At 39.2% G+C, this 26,338-nt stretch carries 25 protein-coding genes; 5 read left to right on the top strand and 20 right to left on the bottom strand.

Annotated features, from left to right (window positions below):
* Positions 1-76 precede the first annotated feature (76 nt).
* Together parE and H3R28_RS01745 are read right to left on the bottom strand one after the other, a co-directional pair.
* Positions 77-2,098, bottom strand: a complete 2,022-nt coding sequence (parE, locus tag H3R28_RS01740) for a DNA topoisomerase IV subunit B (RefSeq protein WP_198209519.1) — start codon at positions 2,096-2,098, stop codon at positions 77-79.
* A gap of 68 nt (positions 2,099-2,166) precedes the next feature.
* Complete coding sequence (locus H3R28_RS01745) at positions 2,167-2,724, bottom strand: hypothetical protein (protein ID WP_155568290.1); 558 nt, start codon at positions 2,722-2,724, stop codon at positions 2,167-2,169.
* 376 nt (positions 2,725-3,100) lie between these two features.
* Between H3R28_RS01745 and H3R28_RS01750 the strand changes: the two genes are divergently transcribed.
* Positions 3,101-3,679, top strand: a complete 579-nt coding sequence (locus H3R28_RS01750; RefSeq protein WP_232352089.1) for a hypothetical protein — start codon at positions 3,101-3,103, stop codon at positions 3,677-3,679.
* 21 nt (positions 3,680-3,700) lie between these two features.
* Here H3R28_RS01750 and H3R28_RS01755 read toward each other — a convergent pair whose 3' ends face one another.
* Positions 3,701-4,150: an Rrf2 family transcriptional regulator gene (locus H3R28_RS01755; RefSeq protein ID WP_155567095.1), complete on the bottom strand. Its 450-nt coding sequence runs from the start codon at positions 4,148-4,150 to the stop codon at positions 3,701-3,703.
* 196 nt (positions 4,151-4,346) lie between these two features.
* Here H3R28_RS01755 and cysK point away from each other — a divergent pair, with 196 nt between their 5' ends.
* Positions 4,347-5,324, top strand: a complete 978-nt coding sequence (gene cysK, locus H3R28_RS01760) for a cysteine synthase A (RefSeq protein WP_198209139.1) — start codon at positions 4,347-4,349, stop codon at positions 5,322-5,324.
* 68 nt (positions 5,325-5,392) lie between these two features.
* On the opposite strand, the gene H3R28_RS01765 is transcribed toward cysK, so the two are convergent.
* The 8 genes from H3R28_RS01765 to gltX all read right to left on the bottom strand — a co-directional run bounded on the left by H3R28_RS01765 (position 5,393) and on the right by gltX (position 16,805).
* Positions 5,393-6,550, bottom strand: a complete 1,158-nt coding sequence (locus H3R28_RS01765; RefSeq protein ID WP_198209137.1) for an OmpA family protein — start codon at positions 6,548-6,550, stop codon at positions 5,393-5,395.
* Between the two features lie 298 nt (positions 6,551-6,848).
* Positions 6,849-8,405, bottom strand: a complete 1,557-nt coding sequence (locus H3R28_RS01770; protein WP_232347479.1) for a S41 family peptidase — start codon at positions 8,403-8,405, stop codon at positions 6,849-6,851.
* A 220-nt stretch (positions 8,406-8,625) separates the two neighbouring features.
* Positions 8,626-11,196 carry a type I DNA topoisomerase gene (gene topA / locus H3R28_RS01775; protein ID WP_198209135.1) on the bottom strand — a complete coding sequence of 857 codons (2,571 nt, stop codon included), beginning with the start codon at positions 11,194-11,196 and terminating at the stop codon, positions 8,626-8,628.
* Positions 11,197-11,368: 172 nt separating this feature from the next.
* Positions 11,369-12,538: a DNA-processing protein DprA gene (dprA, locus tag H3R28_RS01780; protein ID WP_198209133.1), complete on the bottom strand. Its 1,170-nt coding sequence runs from the start codon at positions 12,536-12,538 to the stop codon at positions 11,369-11,371.
* A gap of 5 nt (positions 12,539-12,543) precedes the next feature.
* Positions 12,544-13,188 (bottom strand): glycerol-3-phosphate 1-O-acyltransferase PlsY, encoded by a 645-nt coding sequence (gene plsY, locus H3R28_RS01785; RefSeq protein ID WP_198209127.1) that lies wholly within the window; start codon positions 13,186-13,188, stop codon positions 12,544-12,546.
* On the bottom strand, positions 13,185-14,477 hold the full coding sequence (locus H3R28_RS01790; protein ID WP_198209126.1) for a dihydroorotase family protein: 1,293 nt from the start codon (positions 14,475-14,477) through the stop codon (positions 13,185-13,187). Before H3R28_RS01790 ends, plsY begins: the two co-directional genes overlap by 4 nt.
* Positions 14,474-15,409: an aspartate carbamoyltransferase catalytic subunit gene (locus tag H3R28_RS01795; protein WP_155565670.1), complete on the bottom strand. Its 936-nt coding sequence runs from the start codon at positions 15,407-15,409 to the stop codon at positions 14,474-14,476. Before H3R28_RS01795 ends, H3R28_RS01790 begins: the two co-directional genes overlap by 4 nt.
* Positions 15,402-16,805 (bottom strand): glutamate--tRNA ligase, encoded by a 1,404-nt coding sequence (gltX, locus tag H3R28_RS01800; protein WP_198209125.1) that lies wholly within the window; start codon positions 16,803-16,805, stop codon positions 15,402-15,404. The genes H3R28_RS01795 and gltX overlap by 8 nt, the downstream gene beginning before the upstream one ends.
* A gap of 180 nt (positions 16,806-16,985) precedes the next feature.
* On the opposite strand from gltX, the gene H3R28_RS01805 reads away from it, so the two are divergent.
* The gene (locus tag H3R28_RS01805) at positions 16,986-19,034 is read left to right on the top strand and encodes a ComEC/Rec2 family competence protein (protein WP_198209124.1); all 2,049 of its coding nucleotides are present in this window, start codon (positions 16,986-16,988) and stop codon (positions 19,032-19,034) included.
* Between the two features lies 1 nt (position 19,035).
* On the opposite strand, the gene nth is transcribed toward H3R28_RS01805, so the two are convergent.
* The 9 genes from nth to hisB are packed head-to-tail and all read right to left on the bottom strand — an operon-like array spanning position 19,036 to position 24,211.
* Positions 19,036-19,719 carry an endonuclease III gene (nth, locus tag H3R28_RS01810; RefSeq protein WP_230873077.1) on the bottom strand — a complete coding sequence of 228 codons (684 nt, stop codon included), beginning with the start codon at positions 19,717-19,719 and terminating at the stop codon, positions 19,036-19,038.
* Positions 19,720-19,732: 13 nt separating this feature from the next.
* Positions 19,733-20,098: a histidine triad nucleotide-binding protein gene (locus tag H3R28_RS01815; protein ID WP_110438259.1), complete on the bottom strand. Its 366-nt coding sequence runs from the start codon at positions 20,096-20,098 to the stop codon at positions 19,733-19,735.
* 11 nt (positions 20,099-20,109) lie between these two features.
* A complete protein-coding gene (locus tag H3R28_RS01820; protein WP_110438258.1) occupies positions 20,110-20,454 on the bottom strand; it encodes a phosphoribosyl-ATP diphosphatase in 345 nt (114 codons plus the stop codon).
* Positions 20,455-20,480: 26 nt separating this feature from the next.
* Positions 20,481-21,239, bottom strand: a complete 759-nt coding sequence (gene hisF, locus H3R28_RS01825; RefSeq protein ID WP_198209115.1) for an imidazole glycerol phosphate synthase subunit HisF — start codon at positions 21,237-21,239, stop codon at positions 20,481-20,483.
* Positions 21,233-21,997 (bottom strand): 1-(5-phosphoribosyl)-5-[(5-phosphoribosylamino)methylideneamino]imidazole-4-carboxamide isomerase, encoded by a 765-nt coding sequence (hisA, locus tag H3R28_RS09020; protein ID WP_370552811.1) that lies wholly within the window; start codon positions 21,995-21,997, stop codon positions 21,233-21,235. The genes hisF and hisA overlap by 7 nt, the downstream gene beginning before the upstream one ends.
* Positions 21,998-22,025: 28 nt before the next feature.
* Positions 22,026-22,580, bottom strand: coding sequence for a GNAT family N-acetyltransferase (locus H3R28_RS09025; protein ID WP_347400684.1), 555 nt, complete (start codon positions 22,578-22,580; stop codon positions 22,026-22,028).
* A 19-nt stretch (positions 22,581-22,599) separates the two neighbouring features.
* Positions 22,600-23,259 carry an imidazole glycerol phosphate synthase subunit HisH gene (hisH, locus tag H3R28_RS01835; protein ID WP_198209113.1) on the bottom strand — a complete coding sequence of 220 codons (660 nt, stop codon included), beginning with the start codon at positions 23,257-23,259 and terminating at the stop codon, positions 22,600-22,602.
* The gene (locus H3R28_RS01840) at positions 23,256-23,618 is read right to left on the bottom strand and encodes a hypothetical protein (protein ID WP_155567085.1); all 363 of its coding nucleotides are present in this window, start codon (positions 23,616-23,618) and stop codon (positions 23,256-23,258) included. The genes hisH and H3R28_RS01840 overlap by 4 nt, the downstream gene beginning before the upstream one ends.
* Positions 23,615-24,211, bottom strand: coding sequence for an imidazoleglycerol-phosphate dehydratase HisB (gene hisB / locus H3R28_RS01845; RefSeq protein WP_155568280.1), 597 nt, complete (start codon positions 24,209-24,211; stop codon positions 23,615-23,617). The genes H3R28_RS01840 and hisB overlap by 4 nt, the downstream gene beginning before the upstream one ends.
* A 246-nt stretch (positions 24,212-24,457) precedes the next feature.
* Here hisB and H3R28_RS01850 point away from each other — a divergent pair, with 246 nt between their 5' ends.
* Positions 24,458-25,048 (top strand): nitroreductase, encoded by a 591-nt coding sequence (locus H3R28_RS01850; protein WP_198209111.1) that lies wholly within the window; start codon positions 24,458-24,460, stop codon positions 25,046-25,048.
* Between the two features lie 20 nt (positions 25,049-25,068).
* Positions 25,069-26,310, top strand: coding sequence for a 5-demethoxyubiquinol-8 5-hydroxylase UbiM (gene ubiM, locus H3R28_RS01855; protein WP_198209109.1), 1,242 nt, complete (start codon positions 25,069-25,071; stop codon positions 26,308-26,310).
* Positions 26,311-26,338: the final 28 nt, after the last annotated feature.

Raw genomic sequence — 26,338 nt, forward strand, 5'->3', positions numbered from 1 at the left:
TTTTAACAACGAATAGAAAGGAATTTAATAATTCCTTTCCATGGCAGATAAAACGAATATTTATAATATAATTGAATTAAATATCCAGTAAATCAACAGAACCGGCATGCTCCTGTATGAATTGGAAGCGCATTTCTGATTTTCTTCCCATTAAATCAGAAACACGTGTTTCCGTGATTTCTTTTTCATCATGAGGAATGATGACTTTCAATAGGATACGGTGTTTGGGATCCATTGTCGTTTCCTTTAAATCCTTGGGTGGCATTTCACCCAAACCTTTAAAACGAGAAACTTCAATTTTACCTTTTTTTTGGTTCAACCTTGATAAATTACGGTCTTTATCCTTATCATCCATGGCATAAATAATTTTATCTCCTTGGCTAAGACGGTATAAGGGTGGTTGAGCCAGATAAATTTTTTCTTGAAGAATAAGTTCTGGAAGTTCTTGATAGAAAAAAGTCATCAATAAAGAAGCAATATGCGCACCATCAACATCCGCATCTGTCATGATAATGATGCGACCATAGCGTAGTTTATCGATATCAAATGCGGAACCTATGCCACAACCCAAGGCTTCTATTAAATCTTTTAATTCCTGATTATTATTTAATTTTTGATTGGAAGCACTTGCAACATTGAGAATTTTACCTCTCAAAGGTAAAATTGCCTGAGTTTCGCGATTACGGGCTTGTTTGGCCGATCCTCCAGCAGAATCTCCCTCTACGATAAAGATTTCTGTTTGATTGGTATTAGAACTTGTGCAATCGGTCAGCTTACCTGGTAATCTTAAACGTTTTGTTGCGCTTTTTCTTACTGTTTCCCGGTTTTCTTTACGTTGTAAACGTTCTTCAGCTTTATCAAGAAGGAAAGAGAAAAGTTGATCTGCCTGATATGGATCGGCTGCCAACCAGTGATCAAAACGATCCCGTAGTGCGGTTTCAACAAGTTTGGTTGTATTTTTTGAGCTTAGTTTCTCTTTTGTTTGTCCCTGGAATTCTGGATCTCGAATAAAGATGGACAATTTTGCCGCAAGAGATCCCAGCATATCATCAGAAGTGATGATTGAGGATCTTTTATTGGACCGGTTTTCCCCCCATGTCCGAATTCCTTTTAACAGGGCATTTTTGAAGCCCTGTTCATGGGTTCCACCCAATGGCGTCGGTATGGTATTACAAAACGATGTCAAACCGCTTTCACCTTTTTCCAGCCATGCCAAAGACCATTCAATTTTGCCTGTATTTTCACCTTTTGAATCATTGGGTAAATTGACGTCACCGGACCATATAGGACAGATCAACTGGTCCGAGTCGGTTTCTTCTTTCAAACTGTCTTCAAGTCCATTAGCAAAATGCAGGATTGTCTCCCTTGGAATATCAGTGTTATTCACTAATTCAGGATCACACGACCAGTTTAGGGTGACACCTTTATAAAGAAACGCCTTGGAGCGGCACAGTTTATACAACTGTTTCGGTGAAAATTGCAGTTTGCCAAATATCTCGGTATCAGGAATAAAACTGATTTGGGTTCCTCTGCGATTTTGTACATAACCACATTCAATTAATGGAGTAATCGGTAATCCGCGTTCATAGGTTTGTTTCCACAGCATCTTATCACGGGCAATTTCGATTTCCATCCAAGAAGATAAGGCATTGACAACAGAAGATCCTACTCCATGAAGACCCCCAGCAGTTTTATAGACTTTATTGGAAAATTTTCCTCCTGCATGAAGCGTGGTTAGAATCACTTCCAAGGCTGATTTATTTTTAAATTTTGGATGAGGGTCAATAGGAATTCCGCGTCCATTATCGCGAATGGTTAATTTGTTATCCTGTTCAAGTTTTATGTGAATGGTGTTTGCAAAACCGCCAACGACCTCATCCATGGCATTATCCAATATTTCAGCTGCCATGTGGTGCAGGGCGTTTTCATCCGTACCACCAATATACATACCAGGCCGCTTTCTGACAGGCTCCAAACCTTCAAGAACCTCTATGTCTTTGGCGTTATAATCGCTGGTAACAGATTTTATCCCTTTTACATTTTTCTTGTCTGCAAAATGGGTTTTAGAAGAATTGTTTGAAGAAAATAAATCGTTCATAATAAGTGTATTTCGCATAAAAACACGTTTTTACAAAATGTTTTCTTCATGACTCTTAAATTTTGAAATTATTTCTTGTGAACAGCCGCTTTGCGTATGATTCGTCTTTTTCTAACGACTTTGCCTTTTTTATGTGTTGCTGGTGCCTGACAGATTTCATAAGATGCTGGTTGGAGAATATCTTTTGCCTCTGCATATTGAGACAATTCACTTGCCGTTTTCAATGGTTTGATTTCATCAAACATGGACATTCTTTGAATGCAGAAAATTGTTCCCGCTTTAAGTCCCTGAGAGGATTGTACGTTGGCTAGCTGTGTGATGTAATCATCATATGCTTTTTGATATGCCTTTCCTGAGCGTTTTCCGTAACTTGACCGGAAATACCCCTTCAATTTAACTTCCTCACTGCTAACAATCGGGCGGAATTGATTGATAAAGGCGTTATATTGATTTTGAGCCTGACATGAAAGGGCTGTCACCATTAATTCGCTTTTCAAGCCTTCTATATTAAAAGCTTCGTGAGAAGGGGAATTATTGCAAGTGGCCGTTGAAGCCCATGATGGATTCGAAAACATTCCCGCAGCGATTAATCCAGAGAAGAGAAAACGTTTAACTAATAGAGACATTGAGTGCTCCAAATCGGATATGAACTAAAAAGATTGGTTGGGTAGTTAAAAGAATATTGGATTTATTCTATAAAAGTTTATTGCAGTTGTATATGACATTATTAAATCGGATATAACAGGAATTGTACATAATGCAATAGTTTATATTCACATTTTGCAATAATAAACGAAAATAAAAAAGTCAAAATTCATCTAAAATATCATAAAGTTATTGGTGATTTTGTTTTTATCTGGTAGTGATCTTTGTAAGTGGATGTGTAATTGATACAAAAGGTAGGTATAAATTCTTACATCTTTTTTACCAATCCGGGTTTAAACTAATATTCTCATCAAGTTTGTAATTGTAAACTGCCAAGTTATAGGTAGGATTTAATAAATGGAGGCTAGTTTCGTGCGTTTGCGTTCATCTTTTATTTTGGCTTCATTGGGAATTGCTTTGGCAGCTTGTCAACATAATCAGCAACCAGTGGCCCAACCCGATAGGGAGGCTGCCAATCCTTTTAAATATTCAAAAAAATCATCTGTTTGTCAAATAACACCTATAGTCAAAGAAGCGGATGGAAGTTGGAAAACGACGATGACAGTTCGCAGCGATGATGGTCAATGTGAATTCAATATTGTGCAACCTGACTCCAAAAACAACTTCATCTCTTTTGGTATTGCAACTGTTCCTGAACATGGCAAGACATTTGTTTATAATTATGATAAAAGAACCTATATAAGATACACGCCATCTTTGGCATATGCAGGAACAGATAGATTCATTGTGAATCTTTTACATCAGGATGGGGGCAATAAAACGGTTTTGTCAGTAGATGTAACAGTAGACAATACAGGTGTTCAGATTCCTAAACCCGCTATAGAACCCGCGAACAAAAATACGACCTCTCGAAAAAAGGCAACACGTCATAGAGCTGTCTCCCATCATCGAAAAATCGTAAGAAAAGCTAAATAATGATTTGAATTTACCATTACGTTAAATAGTAAAATTAATAGCTGAGGGACGAGGACGCTTCATTCCTTTTTCCTCGGCTTTTCTGATGAGATCTTGCATCGTTATTGAAGCTATTTCCTTCATGATTTTTTGATCAATAGATTGCCATAATGGTTTGATAACTTGTTGAAAAAGTGGAAACGTAAATTCTTCATATTTTTCTTTTTCATCAACCGAAATGGCCTTAATGATATCAGCGATTGAAAGTAGTCTTTTTGGTTTAGCCAGATGATACCCACCTCGTGGTCCACGAGTACTTTCCAAGATTGAAGCTCTGGATAAAAGTTGTAAAATCGGTTCAATACTTCTTTTTGGTAGTTTTGTCCTTGAAGAAATGTCAGAAGCACTTACGGTATTATTGTGACTTGAGTAAAAGGCGATATCTGTTACAATAAGAATAGCGATAATGGCACGATCTTGTCTTAAGAGCATTAAATATTTTTCCTAAGGTTTTAAAGAAATATTTAGTTAATTTAAAATTTATATCCTAATATTAATAGTATATAATAATTATTTAAGATGAAAAATAGTATTTTTTATAAATAAAATCTGTGATGTGGAAATATTTTGCATAAATAGGTTATTTATAGCGATTATTATCCTTAATCAACGAGTAATGGGAATTGTTATGACAAAAAATAATCGTTTTGGGTTGGCACAACCTAGAGGTAAAATTTATAATTCTTTGATTGATACAATTGGTGGGACACCGCTTGTAAGGCCAGGAAATCTAGTAAAGCAGGATAATATCGAAGCTGATATTTTATTAAAGCTAGAATTTTTTAACCCTTTATCTTCAGTCAAGGATCGAATTGCCGCCGCAATGGTATATCAGGCGGAAGAAGAAGGGATTATTAGTCCTCATAAAAGTGTACTAGTTGAACCAACATCAGGCAATACAGGAATTGGCTTGGCATTTATAGCGGCAGCGAAAGGTTATCGGCTGATCGTTACAATGCCTGAAAAAGCATCGATTGAGCGTCGAAAAATGATGCGTTTTCTTGATGCACAGGTTGAGCTGACCCCAAGTCATCTGGGAATGGCTGGGGCAATTGCTCGAGCAAAAGAAATTGTAGAAAATACACCTCATGCCTGGATGCCAAAACAATTTGAAAATCCCGTGAATCCACTTGTCCATGAGTATACCACTGCGGAAGAAATCTGGCAGGATACGCAAGGAAAAGTCGATATTGTTGTTGCCGGTATCGGAACAGGTGGAACCATTACAGGAATTGCCAGAGGATTGAAGAAACATAATCCAAAGGTGGAGATATTTGGTGTTGAACCTGCAGAAAGTGCTGTTCTTAACGGAGAGGAGCCTGGTCCTCATGGTATTCAGGGAATAGGGGCAGGATTTAAACCAGGTATTTTGGATACCGATTTACTTAAACAGGTTCTGATGGTTTCAGAAAGTGACGCTCTTGCCACGTCAAGACGCGTTGCTCGATTGGATGGTATTCCTGTGGGTATTTCTTCAGGTGCAGCTCTGTTTGCGAGTATTCAGTTGGCAGCCCGTAAAGAAAACAAAGGTAAAGTCATTGTAACGATTGTTCCTTCATTTGCGGAACGTTATCTATCAACATCTTTGTTCAATGGATTGGTTTAAATCCTTATTTAAAACCGTATCGTAAGGGAAATCCGGAATATGTGATATTCCCTCCACGATGAAACTATTTAGCGTAAAATTATTTCCACACGTCTGTTACGTGCCTCCCGTACATTGGGTCCTGTTTGCACTCGCAAATTTTGTGATCCATATCCATGTATATCAATATTGCCGGCCGGAACGCCATTTCGTATCAATTCGGATCTGATTTCCTTGGCTCTTTTTAAGGAAAGTTCGATATTGTATTTTTTTCCCTTAATATCGGGACTAGCAGATGTATCTGTATAACCATCCGCTTCAATACGGGTGTTTTCCACGTTATTGTAGGCTTGGGCAGCCTCTCGGACAATAAGTCGCGCTCGATTACTCAGGCTGTAACTATTCCAGTTAAAAAACACAAGATATAATCTTGATTTTCTGGCCTTAGGAACTACAGGGGTTTCATCAACAGGTGTTGCAGGAGGAGGGGCAGGGTTAAATTCATAACGTAACCCGAGTAAAATGGAATGGTTAAAATAGGTGGTTGTATCCCGATTGCCTTTGGTATGACCATAAGGATGGGTAATGTTTCTTCCTCCTTGGGTACCCCATACATCGGCGGTATGACTTTGGGGTGCCAGCATTGTCCAGAATCGATATTCTGTAATGAAGGACAATCCAACAATCCAAGGGGTTGGAAATGATAGCCCTCCAATTCCCTGGTAAGCGAATTGCCCGAATGTACCTCCCATGTGTTCAGTAAGACGATGATCCGCGGTGCGAAGTTTTACCCCATTCATTGTAGACCATCCATAACCAATTCCCGCACCGAAATATGGGAATATATAAGGGCTTCCCACATCCATATCAAAAAGGGCGTTAACCATAAATCCATAAGTTTGCTGGCGTCCCTCACCACGGGCTTTATAGGAACCGAGATTTTGATATTTCAAAGGATTGTTGCGATAATTTCCCTCCACTTCAACTCGAAAACCGTTTCCAAGACCATATCCTAGACTCGTTACTGCAGTGGCCCCTGGTGTATATTTATCGCGACCATCAGGCATAATGGGATTTTGACGCACAACTTGATCTTGATTGATACTAAGCCCGCCAGCACCCGTTACATACAAACCTTTAACCGGTTGTGCTTTTATCGTGGTTGAGGGCATGAGAAAAGTGGTTAAACATAAAAGGGTAGAAATATTAAATATAGATGCAGCAAATAGAGGGAATTTCAAACTCATCTTAATTTTTCACTCCTTAAATCTAGCTATCAGCTGCAAATTGTTTTAGTAAAATATTCTTCGAACTGAAATACCCTTTTTTTAGTGAAGAAAGAAGTAAAAAAAATTTTTTGTTCGAAAAATATATCAAATGTCATTGAAACAACACATGGTTTAAATTTACTTGAATAGAAGCAATATACTATTTTCAAACTTAAATAAATACAAGAGAGCAATTTTTAATTGTTATCATTTAGCAATGTAATAATCAAAAAAAATATCAATACCGTGAAAAATCCAATTTGGTTGTCTATACAACTTAATCATTCGGGATCATATCAAGTGCTTTTTGGTAAAGCTTTGGGTTAAGAAGCAAATCATCGGCAATCTCAAGATCAATATCTGAACCGATGGCAGGGGGACAGGCATTTCTAATTTGAAGAATGTCCTTTGCTTCAACCGGAAAACGTGATTGTCTGGAAAAGATAACATCACGTGCATAGGAAGATTGATCATTAATTAATTCATTCATTTGTTTTTGAGTGAATTTAACTCCACGACTTGTGCATATTTGCGGAATGATGCCCAAGCCCTGAATTGGCCATCCCAAGGGGGCGATAACCCTGCTCCATGTAACGAAGAGCTCTCCTCCATCAGGTAATTGTGCAATGGTTTGTACAAGACCTTTACCCAAAGTTGTGCTGCCGATTACGACGGCTCTCTTATGATCGGATAACGCAGCGGTTAAAATTTCGGCAGCACTTGCAGTTCTGCCATCAACCAAAATAACAATGGGAACATTATTGGTTATGTCTCCTCCCTGTACTGCCCATACGTGATTGGACTCTTGATCTCGTCCTTGTGTCGTTGCTGCAATACCATGATCCAGCAATAATGCAGAGCTTGTTATGGCCTGTTGCAAAACACCTCCTCTATTTCCTCTGAGATCAAGAATCAGGCCCTTTAATTTCATATCTTGAACAGCTTGATCAAGATACTGATTGATTTCTTCCGCAGTGAAAGTTGAAAAGGAGGTTATTTTCAAAATAATTATGTTATCATTTGTAAATGCAAATACGGTCGCTGGTGGAACAATTTCTCTTTTCAAATGTACGATTCTTGTTTTTTTTCTACCGTGTGAGCCCAAGACAAGAGTCAAAGATGAATTGTTGCTGCCCTTTAGCCAGTTATTAATTGTATCAACAGATTGTTTATAGGTACGTTTGCTATCTATTTTATAGATACGTTCACCTACGTTAAGTCCTGCTGACCAAGCGGGACCATTGGTATTGATAGAGCTGATAACGATATAGTTTTTATCTTTGGAGATGGTAATTCCGATATTTGCCTCACCATCTCCTCGTTGATTACGATCCGTGGATGCAAAATTGGGAGCGACATATCTTGAATAGGGATCCATATGATCAAATAATTCATCAAAAAAAGCTTGGGTAAGACCTTGATTGTTTGCCAATTGAATTAAATTGGAATTTTCCCATCCCTTGGTAGAAATATCCGTTATGGTCTTTGCCCATTGGGGTATATCGTTATCTGCCGGCAAGGGATAGTTAGCCAGAATTTTTTGAGACTGTTGAAGAACAAGCTTATCTTCGATTTCATGAATTGATAAAGAGGGGTCAACGGCATTTAAGCCATTCAGTCCCCATAAAGACAATTCTTTTATCGTATGTTCTTCCAGTATTCTGGGTTGTAGAAAAGTCAATGCGGTGGCGATGACATTTTCGTAGCTATGTTGATTAAACGGGGCGATATCTTTTGGTTTTGTGGATGTAGTAGATTGTGCGTATATAGGGGTATAGGTATTAAATGCAAGAATTATATACAGACAATAAAATAAAGGTTTGTATTTTTGCAAAATGAAATATAGAAAACATATCGCATTTTGCGTCAGTCTAAAGAAACAGAAATGTCGTATTAGGAGGAAAATGATTGTTCTCCAAAGACAATAAAATATTTTAAATATAAGGTTAGCCAATATTAAAAAAGCTATAGCAACTTTAAGATTATTAAAACCTAAATATAAAAATAACAAAATCTGTCACGTAAAAAACACAATAATCTAGTTAAAAATCATATTATTTTTTTGTTTTTTTTACTGTTTTTTTCTTTTTTGTTGGCGTTTTCTTTAACTCTTTTCCTTTTTCTTCGAGAAGTTTCAATGCGTCCTCTAGGGTTGTATTATCTCCGTTATCACCTTTTGGTAGGGATGCAACAGATTTTTTATGCTGTATATAAAATCCGAAACGTCCTTTTCTTAATAAAACAGGTTCCTTATCTTTTGGATGAAGCCCCAGATTACGGATAGAAGCCATTTTTTTTGCAAGAACCTCCAAGGCTCGATTCAATCCTACTGATAAAATATCTTCATTTTTATCCAAGGCGGCAAAAATATTTCCCATTTTGATATAAGGGCCAAAACGTCCCAATCCGATTTCGATTTTTTCACCTGTCTCAGGATATTCTCCAAGTAATTTTGGAAAAGATAACAGAGCAATGGCCTGATCCAGGGTAAGTGTGTTTCCATCAATATTATTTGGAATAGCGGCACGTTTGGGTTTGATCTTTTTATTTTCAGGATCAGCCTCACCAGATTGTATATATAATCCGTAAGGTCCTTTACGAAGTGAGATTACTTCACTATTTTCTGGATTATTTCCAAGGATTTTGCTGCCTTCTTTTAAAATCTCATTATCTTCTTGATCAGCATTATCCAGACTTAACTTTCTAGTATATTGACATTCAGGATAGTTGGTACATCCTATAAACGCCCCATAGCGACCCAGTTTTAGATGAAGTTTGCCATTTTCACAGGCAGGACATTTTCTGGGGTCGGACCCGTCCGTTGTTTCGGAAAAGAAGTGAGAGCCAAGATCATGATCAAGCGCATCAATAACATCAGAGATTTTCAGTTCTTTTGTTTGCTCGATGGCATTGGAAAAATCGTTCCAAAAATCCTGTAAAACTTTTTTCCAATCTATTTTACTATCGGAAATTTCATCAAGTTGTCCCTCTAACGTGGCGGTAAAATCGACATCAACGTAACGTTTAAAGAAAGATGTTAGAAAAGCAGTAACCAAACGTCCACGATCCTGAGGAATAAAATAACGATTTTCAAGAGTAACATAACCTCTGTCACGTAAAACCCCGAGAATGGATGCATAAGTGGATGGACGACCAATACCCAGTTCCTCCATTTTTTTAACAAGTGAGGCTTCACTATAGCGTGGAGGAGGTTGGGTAAAATGCTGACTAGGCAAAATTTCTTTGGTTTGAAGAGTCTCTTTTTCTCTTAAGGGGGGTAGGAGTGACCCTTTGTTGTTTTTATTTTCCACCTCATCTTTATCTGTATCATCAAAACTTTCTGTATAAACTTTTAAGAAACCCTCAAATGTTATTGTTGATCCCGTTGTTTTAAAGCAATTTGCCTGGTTTTCATCTGTTATTGTTATGGAAATTTGATCAAGTTCTGCGGATTCCATCTGACTGGCAAGAGCTCTTTTCCAGATAAGATCGTAAAGCTGTTTCTGATCAGCTGTTAAATAAGAACTGATTTGTTCAGGAGTGAAATTGATATGTGTAGGTCGTATGGCTTCATGTGCCTCTTGGGCGTTTTTTGCCTTACTTGTGTATTTGCGTGGTGATTTTGGTACAAATTTTTCGCCATATTCGGTATTGATATGATTACGAATGGCCTGAATTGCTTCATTTGCCATTTGTACTCCATCGGTTCTCATATAGGTAATCAAACCAACGGTTTCCCCCTTGACTTCAATTCCCTCATAAAGTTGTTGTGCGGTACGCATCGTGTTTTGTGCGCTCATTCTTAATTTTCTTGATGCTTCCTGCTGTAATGTCGAGGTGGTAAAGGGGGGGGATGGATTCCTTCTTGTTTTTTTTCGCTCTATGGTACGAACGCTAAACTGTTGATTATTTAAATATGTACAAGCCTCTTTTGCCAGATTTTTCGTATTTAGATCAAATTGTTCAAGTTTTTTGTTTTTTAAATGGGTAAGTTTTGCCGTGAAATCCTTATTGGATGAAGAGATAAAAGTGCCATGAATGGTCCAATATTCTTTGGATTGAAAAATCTCGATTTCAGCTTCACGTTCGCATACAAGACGCAAGGCAACAGATTGGACTCGTCCTGCACTTCGGGATCCAGGTAATTTTCGCCATAAAATTGGTGATAATGTAAAGCCTACCAGATAATCAAGTGCACGTCGTGCAAGATATGCTTCAATCAAAGGTTGGTCCAGTTTCCGGGGATGTTGAATAGCGTATTGAACTGCCTGTTTGGTAATTTCATTAAAGGTAATACGCTCGACATTAATATTTTTAAGTAATTTCTTTTCATTCAGGATGGATTGGACATGCCAGGAAATTGCTTCCCCCTCACGATCGGGGTCAGTGGCAAGATAAAGTGTTTTGGCATTTTTTAAGGCCTGGGCAATCGCCTTGATCTGCTTGTTTCCACGTTCATCCGTTTCCCAATCCATGGCAAAATTTTCAGTCGGCCTAACACTTCCATCCTTCGGAGGAAGATCTCGGACATGCCCGAAAGAAGCGAGAACAGTGTATTTGTTTCCAAGATATTTATTTATGGTTTTGGCCTTGGCAGGCGATTCAACAACGATGACGTCTGTCATTTTCTCTCCAGACGGATTAGTAAAAATGATTTCTTCAATTAGAAACAGAATACTATCTTTTCTTTAGTAAGAAGCAACTGCTATTTTGGTTTTTAATTAATTTTTTTAAATGGATGTGATTTACATATTAAAACGAAAATAGAAGAAAAATTCAAGAATTCGTTTGATTTCCTCATTTTAAAATATAGCCATTATGGCAAAGAAAAATTTTTTGCTGGATTTCAAGCAAGGTAAGAGTACTTTGAATTTCATTGGTAGGGTAATGAACATTTCTCAAGATTAGATCGATAGGTGTAGGGGTGGCAGAAAGCAGAAAGAGAATATCATCTTCAATTGTTCTTGAATTGTTTTTATCAGGTATATTGACCTGTGGAGGATTCTTGTTCTGGAGGGATATGTTTTCAGCTGCGGGAGAATAGGTGAAAAGATCTGTATTGGAAGGGGTGTTTTCTTGGATAAGGGGATGGGGGAGTTCGGATATTATATCCATGGCATTTTCTGTTAATATAGCCCCCATTCTAATCAAGTTATTGCTTCCTTTACAACGTGGGTCAATGGGAGATCCTGGTACTGCAAAAACGGGACGGTTATAATCAAGCGCTTGTTTAGCTGTGATAAGACTGCCGGAATGCTGGGCAGCCTCAATGACAATACATCCCCAGCTTAATCCAGCAATAATACGGTTTCTGCGTGGGAAATGCATGGCTTGAGGTTGGGTTCCAATAGAAAATTCAGTTAAAACAACCCCTTTTTCTGCTATTGATTTTTGAAGGTCTTTATGTTCTGTTGGATAAAAAATATCGATTCCACAACCAATTACGGCAATGGTGAAACCTGTGTATAAGGCCCCTTTATGAGCTGCTTTGTCAATACCTCTGGCTAGACCAGAGGTTATGCCAATTTGATGTACGGATAGATCAGCCGCAAGATTTTCTGCCATTTTAATGCCATGTATAGAAGCATTACGCGCCCCGACAATAGCAACATTTCTCTTTTTTAATAACTCGATATTGCCCATGGCAATCAGAATAGGAGGGGCATCTTCAAGCATATCAAGCAAGGGCGGATATTCCAGAGTTCCACGAAGAACGAATTGTCCCCCCAATTCAAGTGTTTGATCAATTTCTCTATGAAGTATTTTATTATCAGGAACTTGAAATTTTTTTGTTGAATCTTTTGAACGTTTTAATTTTGGTAAAATTTCCAAAACAGCTTCAGGGGTTTGATAATGGTCAAGTAATTGTCGATAACGGATTCCACCGATCCCTTCCGTTCTAGCAATTTTTAAATATGGAAGTAATTGTTTTACAGATAGGGTGGAAGATAATGGTTTCTTGGACATTTAACTTAATTTTTTTGTTTTTTTTCACCAATACGAGGTTCTGTACCGTTGCTGAGACGGTATATGTTGGTTCTATGACGAAAAAATATGAGTAAACTTATAAGAAGGGCGGGAAATAAAAGAGGGGTTTTAAGATCAAGATGATTGAAAATCATAATGAATAAAGGCCATGCAACAAATGCGGACAACCCTCCTATAGAGGAAATTCGGGACAGTCTGGCGGCAAGTAACCATACAATACATGATAATAGACCAGCAATAGGGGTTAAGGCAAGGCTGACACCTAACCCTGTAGCAACACCTTTTCCACCTTTGAAATTTATCCAAACGGGAAAACAATGGCCGACTACTACAAAAATTGCGGCAAGGGATTCGGCCTGAACTGTATAGTTGATGGCAAAAATATAGGAACACCATATTGCAAAAGAACCTTTCCCCATATCGAGTAAAAGAGTTAAAACCGCTAGTTTTTTTTTGCCTGTACGTAAAACATTTGTGGCGCCAATATTGCCTGAACCGATTTGGCGAATATCTCCCATTCCACCAATATAGCTAATCAACATTCCAAAAGGAATGCTGCCAATCAGATAGGACAAAAAGATAATGCCTGCCATTAATGTCCATGCATATTGGGGTATATGCCAAATCATAGGGTCTCTCTTTTGTAAATACAGCGTCCCATTTTCCAGGTTCCAAGGACGACACCTGGAAGGACACGATTGTCAAATGGGGTGTTTTGAGCCCGTCCTGGTAATTTTCCCGCTTCAACCTGCCAGGTTTGATCCGGATCAAACAAGCATAAATCTGCAACATTTCCTCTGGCAAGCGTTCCGATAGGTTGACGCAGGATTTTCGCAGGATTGTTACTTAAAAGTGAAATAGCCTTTGCGAGGGGCAGATTGCCATTTTTGACTTGAATAAGGGTAACACTTAAAAGGGTAACTAGCCCTGTTCCGCCCGGAGCCGCCTCTGCAAAGGGTAAACGTTTGTCATCCACATCTCTTGGAAGATGATCCGAGGCGATTGCATCAATGGTTCCATCTGCCAATCCCTGACAGATTGCAAGACGATCCGCTTCGGAACGGAGTGGTGGGGAAAGTTTGGCATAGGTTCTAAAATCACCAATGGCCTCTTCATTCAAGTCAAAATAGACTGGGGCGGTATCACAGCTGATATTCAATCCCTTTGATTTTGCCTGTCGAATTAGATTAAGTCCCTCCGCGGTGGAAATATGTCCAAAATGTAATCGACAATTTGTTTGTTCCGCCAATCGTAAATCACGGGCAATCATAATTGCTTCAGCCGCAGTTGGAACAGAAGGCAAACCAAGTCTTGTTGCCAGCTCTCCCTGGGTAGCACTGCTATTTTTGGCCAGACTGGGGTCTTCGGGATGCTGAATGATCAATCCGTCAAATCCACTTGCATAGGCCATGGTCTGCATCATCAAACGGGTATCTGCAAGCGCCTTGTCTCCGTCCGTGAAGCCAATGGCGCCAGCCTCTTGAAGCAAGCCTATTTCTGCAAGTTCCTTTCCCTCACAACCAACTGTTAATGCACCATAAGGAAGAATGGACACCGATTTTGTTATTTCACCCTTGGCCTTTAGCAGGGTTACCAACGCGGGATTGTCGATGGCGGGGTTACTATTGGGTAGAATTGCCATGGTGGTTATCCCACCTGCAGAAGCCGCTTCTGCTGCGGTGGCAATGGTTTCCCTATATTCAAATCCAGGTTCTCCCACGGTTACACGCATATCAACAAGACCAGGACAAAGAATGGATCCTTTTCCATCAATGACGTCGCAATCTGATGGTTGCCCTTCTGTTTCCGGAAGGTCTATACCGGCAATTTTATCATTTTTGACAAGAAGTTTTCCCGGTTGATTCAATCCTGATTGAGGGTCAATTAAATGGACATTGGTGAAAAGAATTGGTTTCATGGCTGCGCCTTTATGTGAGAGAATTTTTCAAGAACTGCCATTCTTACGGCAACACCCATTTCGACTTGTTCCTGTATGACGCTTTGATGTGGATCATCGGCAACATGACTGTCAATCTCTATTCCCCGGTTTAATGGTCCGGGATGCATGACCAATGCATTTGACTTTGCAAGGTTTAACCGTCTTCGATCCAGTCCAAAGAAACGAAAATATTCACGGGTACTTGGAATTAATCCAGCACTCATTCTTTCTCTTTGAAGACGCAACATCATGATAACATCAACATTTTTAACCCCTTCATCCATTGAGTAATAAGGGGTGGCACCCATTTTAGCGATTGTTGAAGGCAATAAGGTCCTTGGACCAATAACCCTTACATTGCAACCCATTGTGTTAAGAAGGATTATGTTTGAACGGGCAACTCGGCTATGAGCTATATCTCCACATATTGCAACAGTCAAACCTGTCAATTTTCCAAAGTGGCGACGAATTGTTAATGCATCAAGCAAAGCCTGAGTGGGATGTTCATGAGTTCCATCGCCGGCATTGATGACACTTGCATCGACTTTTTGGGCAAGAAGCGCAGGGGCACCAGATTGTGCATGTCGAATGACAAGCAAATCAGCTCGCATAGCGTTTAAGGTATAGGCCGTATCCAGTAATGTTTCCCCCTTGCTGACCGAAGAAGTGGAAACGGACATGTTAATGACATCAGCACCCAGACGTTTCCCCGCCAGTTCGAAAGATGTACGAGTGCGGGTACTATTTTCAAAAAACAGGGTGATTAACGTACGTTCTCTCAACAGATTGCGAGGGGTCTTGCGAGAACGGTTTAGTAAGGCATAGTTTTCTGCCCGATCCAGTAATATTTCAATTTGGTCTTCGGGAAGTCCTTCTATACCAAGAAAATGCTGTCCAAAGGAATTAACCATTAATTACAGCTCCTAATCTAGCCAAAACCTCATTTTTGCCTAATGCGAGAAGTGTATCATCAATTCCTGGCGACATGGTGCTTCCTGTTACAGCCGCCCGTAAAGGCTGGGCAACTTTACCCAATTTCAGGTTTTCCTTTTCAGCAAATGCATGTAGACAGCTATTGACAGACTCTTTTGTGAATTCAGGTAGTTCATTCAGTTCCACGACAAGTTTACTCAACAAGGCACGATTATTTTCATTCAATAATTTTTGTGCCTTGTCCGTAAAATTTAATGGAATTGACATACAAAGGAAAGAAGCATTTTCAGCTAATTCATTTAGATTTTTTGCGCGTTCTTTCAATCCAGGCATCAATAATTTGATTTTCTGTTCATTATTCTGGCTTAAATCAAGGTCTTTTCGTCCCTTCAAACGAGACAATACATCTTTGGTTAGTCTTACATCATCTGCCTGTCTTAACCAGTATCCATTAACATGTGTTAATTTGGCATAATCCATTCGAGATGGAGAACGGCCAACACCATCCAGATCAAATAACCTAATTTGATCTTTCCGACTGAGTATTTCCTCATCTCCATGACCCCAGCCTAATCTAAGCAGGTAGTTACATAAAGCCTCAGGCAAATATCCTTCATCACGAAATTCAACAACCGAACTTGCACCATGTCGTTTGGACAATTTCGCACCATCGGGACCATGAATAAGGGGAAGGTGGGCAAATTTGGGAATATTCCATTCCATCGCGCGATAGATCATTAATTGTCTAAAACTATTGGTTAAATGGTCATCGCCACGAATGACGTGGGTGATATTCATGTCATGGTCATCGCAGACAACAGCGTGTTGATATGTTGGTGTTCCATCAGCGCGTAGTATAATCATGTCATCCAGTTCGATATTGGCGACGGTGACCTCTCCTTGAACAAGGTCTTGAATAACGGTTTCACCTTCTTTGGGGGCCTTGATGCGAACGGTATAAGGTGCATTGGAGGGTGCCTCGGATGGATCACGGTCACGCCAGTATCCGTTATAACGGGGAGGTTTTCCCTCAGCCAGTGCCTTGGCACGCATTTGAGCCAAATCCTCTGGTGTGCAGAAACATTTATAGGCTTTTCCTGTCTCGAGAAGATGAAGGACGATTTCCTGGTGTCTTTTAATTCTTGTCGATTGAAAAACAGGCGGTTCGTCAGGTGTTAACCCCATCCATGCCAGTCCATCAAGAATAACATCAACAGCTTCTTGAGTAGAGCGCTCTCTGTCAGTATCTTCAATCCGTAATAAGAATTCGCCATGATGATGTTTGGCATAAAGATAGTTGAATAGTGCAGCGCGAGCATTGCCAATATGAAGCAATCCCGTTGGACTTGGAGCAAAACGTGTACGAACGGTCATGGGTATCTTTCTTGCACGTAGAATGAAAAGTGAATTGAAATAATGTTTATATTAATTATTAAAAATAAAGATATGAAGTCTAGAAAAAAAATATTTTTATGGAGTTTTTGAACTATCTTAGACAGCATAAAAAATGTCATTGCTCTGTTGGCAAGGGAAACTGACCATTCGAAATTATGGATGCCTGTGATATTGGGTCTTGGAAGTCTGATTTATTTCACTCTTACGAGCGAACCAGATTTATCTTATGGTTTTATATTTTCAATATTCGGTTTGATAGGAATGGCAGTCATTCGATGGCGTTATCCCCTTCAACTGAATCTCTATATTTTTCACTGTGTTGTTTTTTTATTGGGATCAGGGTTTTGTCTTGCATGGTTACAAACACATCGACAGGAACCTTTTTACCGTTTGCCAACGCATGCGGCTACAATGAAAGGAAAAATTCGTCGAATAGAGATTTTATCAAGTGGAAAAACCCGTGTTTTAGTGCATCGTGTTCATTTTTTATCATATCCAGAATCTGAACAGAAAGAATGGCATCGATATATTCAAATTACATTATTCCATACCGATCATTCCCAAATTAATGTCGGAGATTGGATAGAGGTTAAAGCGATGCTGAAGCATCCATTTCCTCCAGTTAGAATGGCGAGTTATGATTTGCAATTTCATGATTGGTTTAAAAATATTGGTGCTTATGGATATGCTATCGCTCCTATTAACGTAATTAGAAAAAGCGATAAAACCTCAATACAATTGATACGTGAAAAAATAGCCTGTCGTATCAGGATTTTATTGCCTGGTGAGACTGGTGCAATTGCGCAAATTCTATTAACCGGAATTGATGTGAATTTATCTCAAGAAAACAGACATGTTTTTGCTGTGGCCGGACTGGCCCATTTATTGGCCATTGCTGGTCTGCATCTGGGAACGGTGATGTTGATTGTTGGCGGTACAGTACGCTGGCTTTTATTGCGAAGTGAATATATTGCCTTGCATTGGCCAGTGAAAATGATTGCGTTATCAATTGGATGGATTGCAGGTTGTATCTATCTTCTTCTTACAGGATTTCATTTGCCGGCAATTCGTAGTCTGATAATGGCAAGTTTGATCGTTTTCGCCCTGTCTATGGATCGTCGAAGTTTATCAATGCATAATTTGATGCTGGCAGCATTGATGATTTTGATTTTTTCACCCTCATCGATCATGAACGTATCCTTTCAGATGTCTATGGCAGCTGTGATGGCTATAATTACAGGATATGGTTGGGGATATGACCGTTTTTTTAAAAAATCCAAGAACACTCGTGGTTTAAAAAAAATTTTTTTCTATATTTCAGAGGCTGCATGGATCAGTTTCCTGGCTGGCTTGGCAGTATGTCCAATTGTTATGGCTCATTTTCATGAACTGAATTTATATTTTATTTTGGCAAATTTGATTGCGGTTCCTGTAACAATGTTTTTGATCATGCCAACTGGATTACTATCCCTGGTAACTATCGGGACAGGAATTGATTATTATTTTTTACATTTGATGGCGTATGGAATTAATTTGGTAATTAATACAGCCCGAATTGTTAATGATTTCCCTTATGCGGTTATATGGGTTAAGGATATGCCTGGATGGGGGTTGACATGCTATTTTATTGGATTATGCATTATCTGTTTATGCGTGACTCGATTAAAAAGTACCGGCATTCTTCTGATTACGATAGGGATTATATCCTGTTTATGGGGTAAAAATCCTGATCTAGTAACATCTGCGGATGGACAAATGATTGCCATTCGACGAACTGGGTTTATTTGGGTAATTTGTCAGCATGGATGCAACAAATATACGATTGAGGGATGGAAACAATACTTGGGTGTATCAAAAGTGAGAATTCAATTTTCTCACAATCATGACAGAAATATTCTTTGCAAGGATTTTTATTGCAAATTGCTGGATGAACATGTTTTGATCATATTAAAAAAACCTGAGAATTTCTTTTTCCAAGCTGAAATATGTCATGCTATGCGGTTGGAAATTTCTTTATTATGGGAACAGCGTTTATGTCCTGATATATCATTTGTTGATAAAGAAAAAAACTGGGTATATGGATCACATAGCATATGGTTGAATTCAAACAAGATCAAAAATGATTTGTCATTAAGAGGCAATCGTCCATGGGTTATGGAACCAATTCAACGTGGTATTCCGAATTTACCCGAAGCTTTGAGTGAATAAATCAAAACGGACTTATGTTTTTATCTTGGTAATGGCATATTTGCACAACAGGACAGTGCCAGCATTCAGGTTTTTTAGCCTTACAGCAATAGCGTCCATGTAAAATCAACCAATGATGTGATTTCGCAATCAATTCTCGGGGAATATTTGTTACTAGATTTTTTTCAACATCGAGGGGTGTCTTGCCGGGAGCTAGACCCGTGCGATTGCCTATTCGAAATATATGCGTATCAACTGCCATGGCAGGTTGATCAAAAGCAACACTTAATACTACATTTGCTGTTTTTCTTCCAACACCGGGTAAAGCTTCCAAAGCCTCTCTTGTTTGCGGGACTTGCCCATTATAATTTTCGATCAATTGTTTGGAAAGCGCTATAACATTTCGGGACTTGGCACGCCATAAACCGATGGAATTGATAAAGGGAACTAATTTTTCCTCACCAAGAGCAACCATTGCTTCAGGTGTAGATGCAATCTTGAACAATTTATTTGTGGCTTTATTAACAGATATGTCAGTTGCCTGAGCCGACAAAACAACGGACACTAAAAGCGTGTAGGGTGAAGAATAATTCAGTTCAGTTTTAGCGTCCGGACGTGCCTTGGCAAGAAGACGAATGAATTCCTTGATTTCTTTCTTATTCATTGCCTTTGCTAAAGGTGTTTCTTTATCTGCTTTAATAATCATGGAAAAATTTTAATTAAGCAAATGGTAACTTTTTCCCACCAAGAATATGAAAGTGAAAATGGAAAACTTCTTGGCCGGAATTCCTGCCAATATTGCTGATAATGCGATAACCATCTTTGTCAAGACCCAATAAATTGGCTACATGTGCAACAGCCTTGGTAAAAGCCACAATTTCCTCGGGGGCTGCACGTTGAGAAAAATCAGCATAGGAGGTATAAGGGTTTTTGGGAATGACCAAGGCATGAATTGGTGCCTTGGGGGCTACATCGTGAAACGCCAACACATATTCATTTTCATAAATTGTTTTTGCTGGAATTTCTTTTTTCAAAATTTTAGCAAATATATTTTGAGAATCGTAACGAACTGAAGTTGAAGCCATTGTTTCACCTGTTATTTTGAAGATTTTAAATTACGAGAAGCCTTTTCCTCGATCCCGCTTATTTTCTCTCTTTTATGAAGTTCCGCCCAAACATCTTCAGGCGATATATCTGTTATAACCCACATGGCCAACAAATGATACAAAACATCGGCACTTTCACTGATCAGGTTTTGTGGATTTTTTGTGGCACATTCAATCAGGCATTCAACAGCTTCTTCACCGAATTTCTGTGCAACCTTGTGTGACCCTTTTTTCAGTAATTTGGCGGAATAGCTTTTTTGAGGGTCATTATTTTTTCTTTCTTCAATCTTTTTATATAGACGATCAAGAATTTCACCATTTAGATTGGATTTCATACCTTGTTTCCTTTATTAAATACAGATCAGGAAAGGCGGACAGGAATGTTGTTTCCTGCCAGAGACTTTTTTACCTGCTCAATCGTAAATTGGCCAAAATGAAAAACGCTGGCTGCAAGTAATCCTGTTGCTCCTGTTTGTGCGCCTTCGGTAAAATGTTGTAATTGACCCACACCCCCCGAAGCAATCACAGGGACATTAACATTACTGTTAATTGCTTTCAGAAGATCAAGATCAAAACCTTTTCCCGTACCATCACGATCCATGCTGGTAATTAAAAGCTCACCAGCACCACGTCTGGTCATTTCCTTTGCCCATTGAATGACATTAATACCCGTTGGATTACGACCACCATGACTGTAGACCTCCCATGAACCTTTATTATCAGATCGTGCGTCAATAGCAACAACGATACATTGACTGCCAAATTTATTAGCTCCATCATTAACAAGATCCGGATTTTTAATGGCTGCGGAATTAATGGCGCATTTATCCGCTCCTGCTAAAAGAAGCGCACGTATATTGTCCGGTGTACGAATACCCCCGCCAACAGTCAAAGGAAGAAAAATTTTTTCCGCTGTACGATTCACCACATCAATGATGGTGTTTCTGTTTTCATTGCTTGCGGTTATATCCAGAAATGTCAATTCATCGGCACCTGCCTTATCATAAACCAATGCCTGTTCAACGGGATCACCGGCATCACGTAGGGAGACAAAATTGACTCCCTTGACCACTCGTCCGTTCTTAACATCAAGACAGGGAATGACACGGGTTTTCAACATGTTTCCAACACCTTTAAAGCGTCATTGATCCGAATGCGTCCATCATAGAGGGCTCGACCAACAATTACCCCCTCTATTCCTGGCTCCTGATTGGCAACGTTTCGTAACGCCTCAATATGTGCAAGGTTACCAATGCCTCCACTGGCGATAATCGGTATCTGGAGATGATGGGCAAGATTGGAAGTTTGTTCAAGATCAAGTCCGGATAACATGCCATCTCGTTCAATTTCAGTAAAGATGATAGCAGAAGCACCGCTGTCCTGTAAGCGTAAGGCGAGGTCTAGGGCTTTCATTTCAGAGGTTTCCGCCCAACCTTCGGTGGATACATATCCTTTTTTGGCATCAATACCAATCACGATTTGACCAGGAAAGGATTTGCAGGCCTGATAAACTAGTCTGGAATTTTTAACAGCGACACTACCGAGAATAACTCTTTTTATGCCCTTATAAAGCCAATATTCGATAGCATTTAGGTCCCGTATTCCACCTCCAAGTTGAACAGGCACCTGAGAATTGGCAAGAATGCTTAAAATAGCTTCTGTATTAACAGATTTTTTTGCAAAGGCACCATCAAGATCAACAACATGTAACCATTTACAACCCTGATTATTCCAGTTTCGAGCTTGTTCACCGGGATTGTCAGAATATATCGTTGCCTGATCCATTTCACCCTGACGTAATCGAACACATTGACCATTTTTCAAATCAATCGCGGGATATAATGTTAGGGGATGGACTGCTGAAGAAAAGCTGGACATAAATAAGTTACACTTCATGAAGTTAAAATTATGGTAGGTTCAAAAAGGATTTATATAAAAAATATCCCCTGAAAATTTGCCCGTTGATTTTTCGATAATAAGGGTGGGTTGCCCAATGATGATATCCATTTTTCAAATAAAACTGAAATAATTTTTTCTGACTTTCATCAATTTGCACATTAATGATCGGGAAACCTAGTTGGGCAATGGTCTGTTCGATTTTTAGAAGTAAACGTTTACTGACGCCGACATTTATGGCATAGGGTGCAACTGCAAAAATGGTGATTTCTGCAGCAATATAGGGAGATTCCTCTTCTTTTAGTGGTGTTTCAACCTCGCAAAATGCGACAATATGTCCATCCATTCGACCTGTGAAAAGAGTTTTTTCGGGAACAAGTAACGATCCCTTTATATAGCTTTCCAACAATTGTCTTGGTGGTGCCTTAACCCAGCGACAATGATAACCAGCCAGTATTGCGGCTTCCAGAGATTCACAGATTGCATGCAAATCATCATCATTATCAAGGGTGGTAATTTGTTCTAATTCGATTTTTGGAAGTAGGTTTGAGTTGATGTTATCCATTGTAATTAATAAATACTTGCTAAGCGGGGGTAGGATTCCATCTTAGGAAATTTGCCAAAATATGTAATCCAACCTGTTGACTCTTTTCGACATGAAACTGCGTGCCAATCGCATTCTTTTTGGCGATGATGGCCGGAATGGATATGCCATAATCGGTTGTAGCGATAATATCCTTGTTATCTTCAGCGGACAAAGCATATGAATGGACAAAATATGCATGATCACCTGGATTTATTCCATTCATAACAGGATGTGCATTTACTTTAAAATTTAGTTCATTCCATCCCATATGGGGTAAAGGTAAATCTGTTGTATCGATAGGTTTTATTTTACCCTGGATCCATCCCAAACCTTTGGTTGTTTTATGTTCTAATCCCTGTTCAGCCATTATTTGCATGCCAACACAAATTCCTAGGAAAGGGGTCCCTTGCCGAACTTTGGCATTTAACGATTCAAGCAAACCGGGAATGGATTGCAATCCATTCATGCAATCTGCAAACGCTCCCTGCCCAGGTAATATAAGACGGTCCGCATTTTGAATATGTTCTGGTTTGTTGCTGATTTCAACATCAACAGGCAGATTGATCATGTGGGCCGCCGCAATCAGGGCGCGTTGAGCGGAGGCAAGGTTTCCGCCGTTATAATCAATAACAATAATGCTGTCGGGTTTATGTTTCATGAATTGATATAGTTTGTTAAACGGTGTTTTTTATCAAGTAAACGAAGAAGGGCAAATTTCTTATTGGGTGCGGCAATTACGGTTTGAAGATACCATCCTGCCCATTGCAATTCCGTTCTTTGAAAGTGGAAGGCAAAGCAACCTACTATAAAATGTACCAAAGCCATCAAGAAGAAAGATGGATGTATCCAGATAATCAGTGAAAAACAAATGCTTAAAAGAATTAATCCATGAATCCAGCTTTTTTGCACAAAAAGACCAACAGGTCCAAGTATAAATACGAGCCAAGAAAAACCCTCAGGCACCAGTTTTAATTCGGAAGGTTGGTTTTGGTTTGCATAGACAGTAAAATATTTCACAACACACCTTTGGTTGATGGAATGGAATGCAAAGCACGTGAATCGAATTCGCAAGCCATTCGCAAAGCACGTGCAGTTGCTTTAAATGTTGCCTCGGCAATATGATGGGAATTACGACCCGCATGCAATATTGCATGCAGGTTCAAATGGGCGCTCATCACAAACCCACGAAAAAATTCTTCAAATAATTCGGTATCCATCTTTCCTATCTTTTCTGTTGGAAAAGACACGTTCCATGCCAGGTATGGGCGACCAGAAATATCGATAACGACTTCGCTCAAGGCCTCATCCAGAGGAACAGAGGCTTGTCCAAACCGACAGATTCCTTTTTTCTCTCCAATCGCGTTCTGGAATGCTTGACCCAAAGTTATGCCGACATCTTCCACTGTATGATGAAAATCAATATGTAGATCGCCTTTGACCATTATGTCCAAGTTAAACAAGCCATGTTTGGTAAGAGCTGTCAGCATGTGGTCAAAAAAACCGATTCCCGTTTCGATATTGGACTGACCTGCTCCATCAAGATTCAGGGTGAGCTGGATATCTGTTTCCGAGGTTTTGCGATGTACGGATACCTGTCTTTGCGTATTCATAAAAGATAACTTTAAAATATAAATTATATTTGACATTCAATTAATAACTTGCTTTTGCCGGAATGCCAAGATTAAAGAGTAAGAAATGAAATTATGAAATCATGAATTTCTTATGAATAAAACTTAAATTCATAATACTTTTTACGTATTTTTGTCTCGGGGAAATTACAGTAAGTTTAGATTTGATATGAAACTTACATTATAAATGGTAAAATTATAAATAACTTTATTGTAATGGATAATTTTATGTCAAATATTGATTTTCTGCTTTCTCGTTTTTCATGTGGTTCATTAACTCAACCTGCGCCAAATGACGATGAATTGCATCAAATTTTATCAACAGCGATGCGGGCTCCTGATCATGGGCGCTTACGTCCCTGGCGTTTTGTGATTATTGGTAAAGAGTATCGAGAAAAATGGGTAAGATCATTGGAAAAGATCCTTACAAAACCGGATTCTTGTTATCCCCCCGCTTATATAACCAAAATATTGCAAAATTTTTCGAATGCCCCTTTGATCTTGGCACTTGGATTTCGTCAATTTCATGATGACAAGACGTCTATCTCCCTTGATGAACAGTTGATGGCAGCATCAGCGGCAACCATGAATATATTGAATGCTGTCCATGTTCTGGGATTTGGTGCAAAATGGATTACAGGCCCCATTGATGTTCCTGAAATTACGGAATTATTGGGACTGAAAAAACCGTATAGAATGATCGGGTTTATGTTTATCGGAACACCTGTGGAAGGATCTGAGGCACCTCCACGGGTTTCAGTGGATGATTATGTCGCTAACTGGCAGGGAAGTGCAGTAAATTTCAAAATTGATTCATAAATAGTTAAAGAGATGAAACGATGTTAAAAATTAAAGATATGATGGATGTTGTTGTGATTGGCGGGGGTCCTGCAGGATTAAGTGCGGCATTGTCCCTGGAAGGGATTGGACTGAAAGTCACTGTTATTGATCCAGCCCCAATGACAGCTTTGCAAGAACCTTCTTTTGATGGTCGTGAAATAGCTTTGACCCATCATTCCGTTTCATTGATGAAATCAATGGGGATATGGGACCGTATTCCTCAAGATGAAATTTCTTCACTCAGGGAGGCTAGGGTTGAGAATGGGGAAGAAAACAATCCTTTGATTTTTGACACGCAGGGAAAGGGCGAAGAGGCTCTTGGTTATCTTGTCCCAAATCATCTGATCCGAAAGGCAACATTTGAAGAGGTTCAATCTCGTGAAGGGATTACTGTTTTATCCAATACACGCTGTAATCAATTAAATTGCTTTGTTGATTATGCCCGGGTTGAATATTCCAATGCAGATCAGGACGATGCAGTTTTTTCTACAAAACTGGCTGTTGTAAGTGACGGACGTTTCTCCAAAATAAGGGACAGTCTTGAAATTGGATATTTGCTGCATGATTTTCATCGACATATGATGGTATGTCGTATGAAGCATGAGTTGCCTCATCATCAAGTTGCCTTGCAATGGTTTGACAAAGGACAGACTGTTGCCTTACTGCCATTGAATAATAATGTCACTTCTGTTGTATTGTCTCTTCCTCCTGATGAAATGAATCGGGTCAGATCGTTGGGAGCCGAACAATTCAATCTGGAAATAATGAAACGCATACATGGACGGCTTGGAAAAATGGAGCTTGTTTCCACCCGGCATGTTTATCCTTTGAAAACTGTATTTGCCAACCGGTTTGAAACAAGACATGCTGCCTTGGTTGGCGATACGGCTATTGGAATGCATCCTATCACAGCCCATGGTTACAATTTTGCCCTGATTGCCCAGGAAATCTTGGCAGATGAAGTTTTGGCAGGTTTAAAAAGGGGAGAGGAAATCGGCACATCGAAACAATTACGTTATTTCGAAAAACGGTTAAGAATCAAAACCATGCCGATGTTTACCCTGACAAACACTATTGCAACGCTTTATACACGTGAAGAAAAGGGATTGTGGAAATTAAGGAGGTTAGGTATTAAAACGGCCAATTTACTAAAGCCTGTTAAGAATAAAGTCGTGGATACCCTAATTGATAAAACCACAACATTGCCTTCTCCAAAATCGATTTTATCGAAAAGATTTTGATTAATTCACTTTTAAAATAAACAGGATG

Origin of the sequence: Commensalibacter sp. M0268, from assembly GCF_016101925.1 — a bacterium.
Classification (GTDB): Bacteria; Pseudomonadota; Alphaproteobacteria; order Acetobacterales; family Acetobacteraceae; genus Commensalibacter; species Commensalibacter melissae.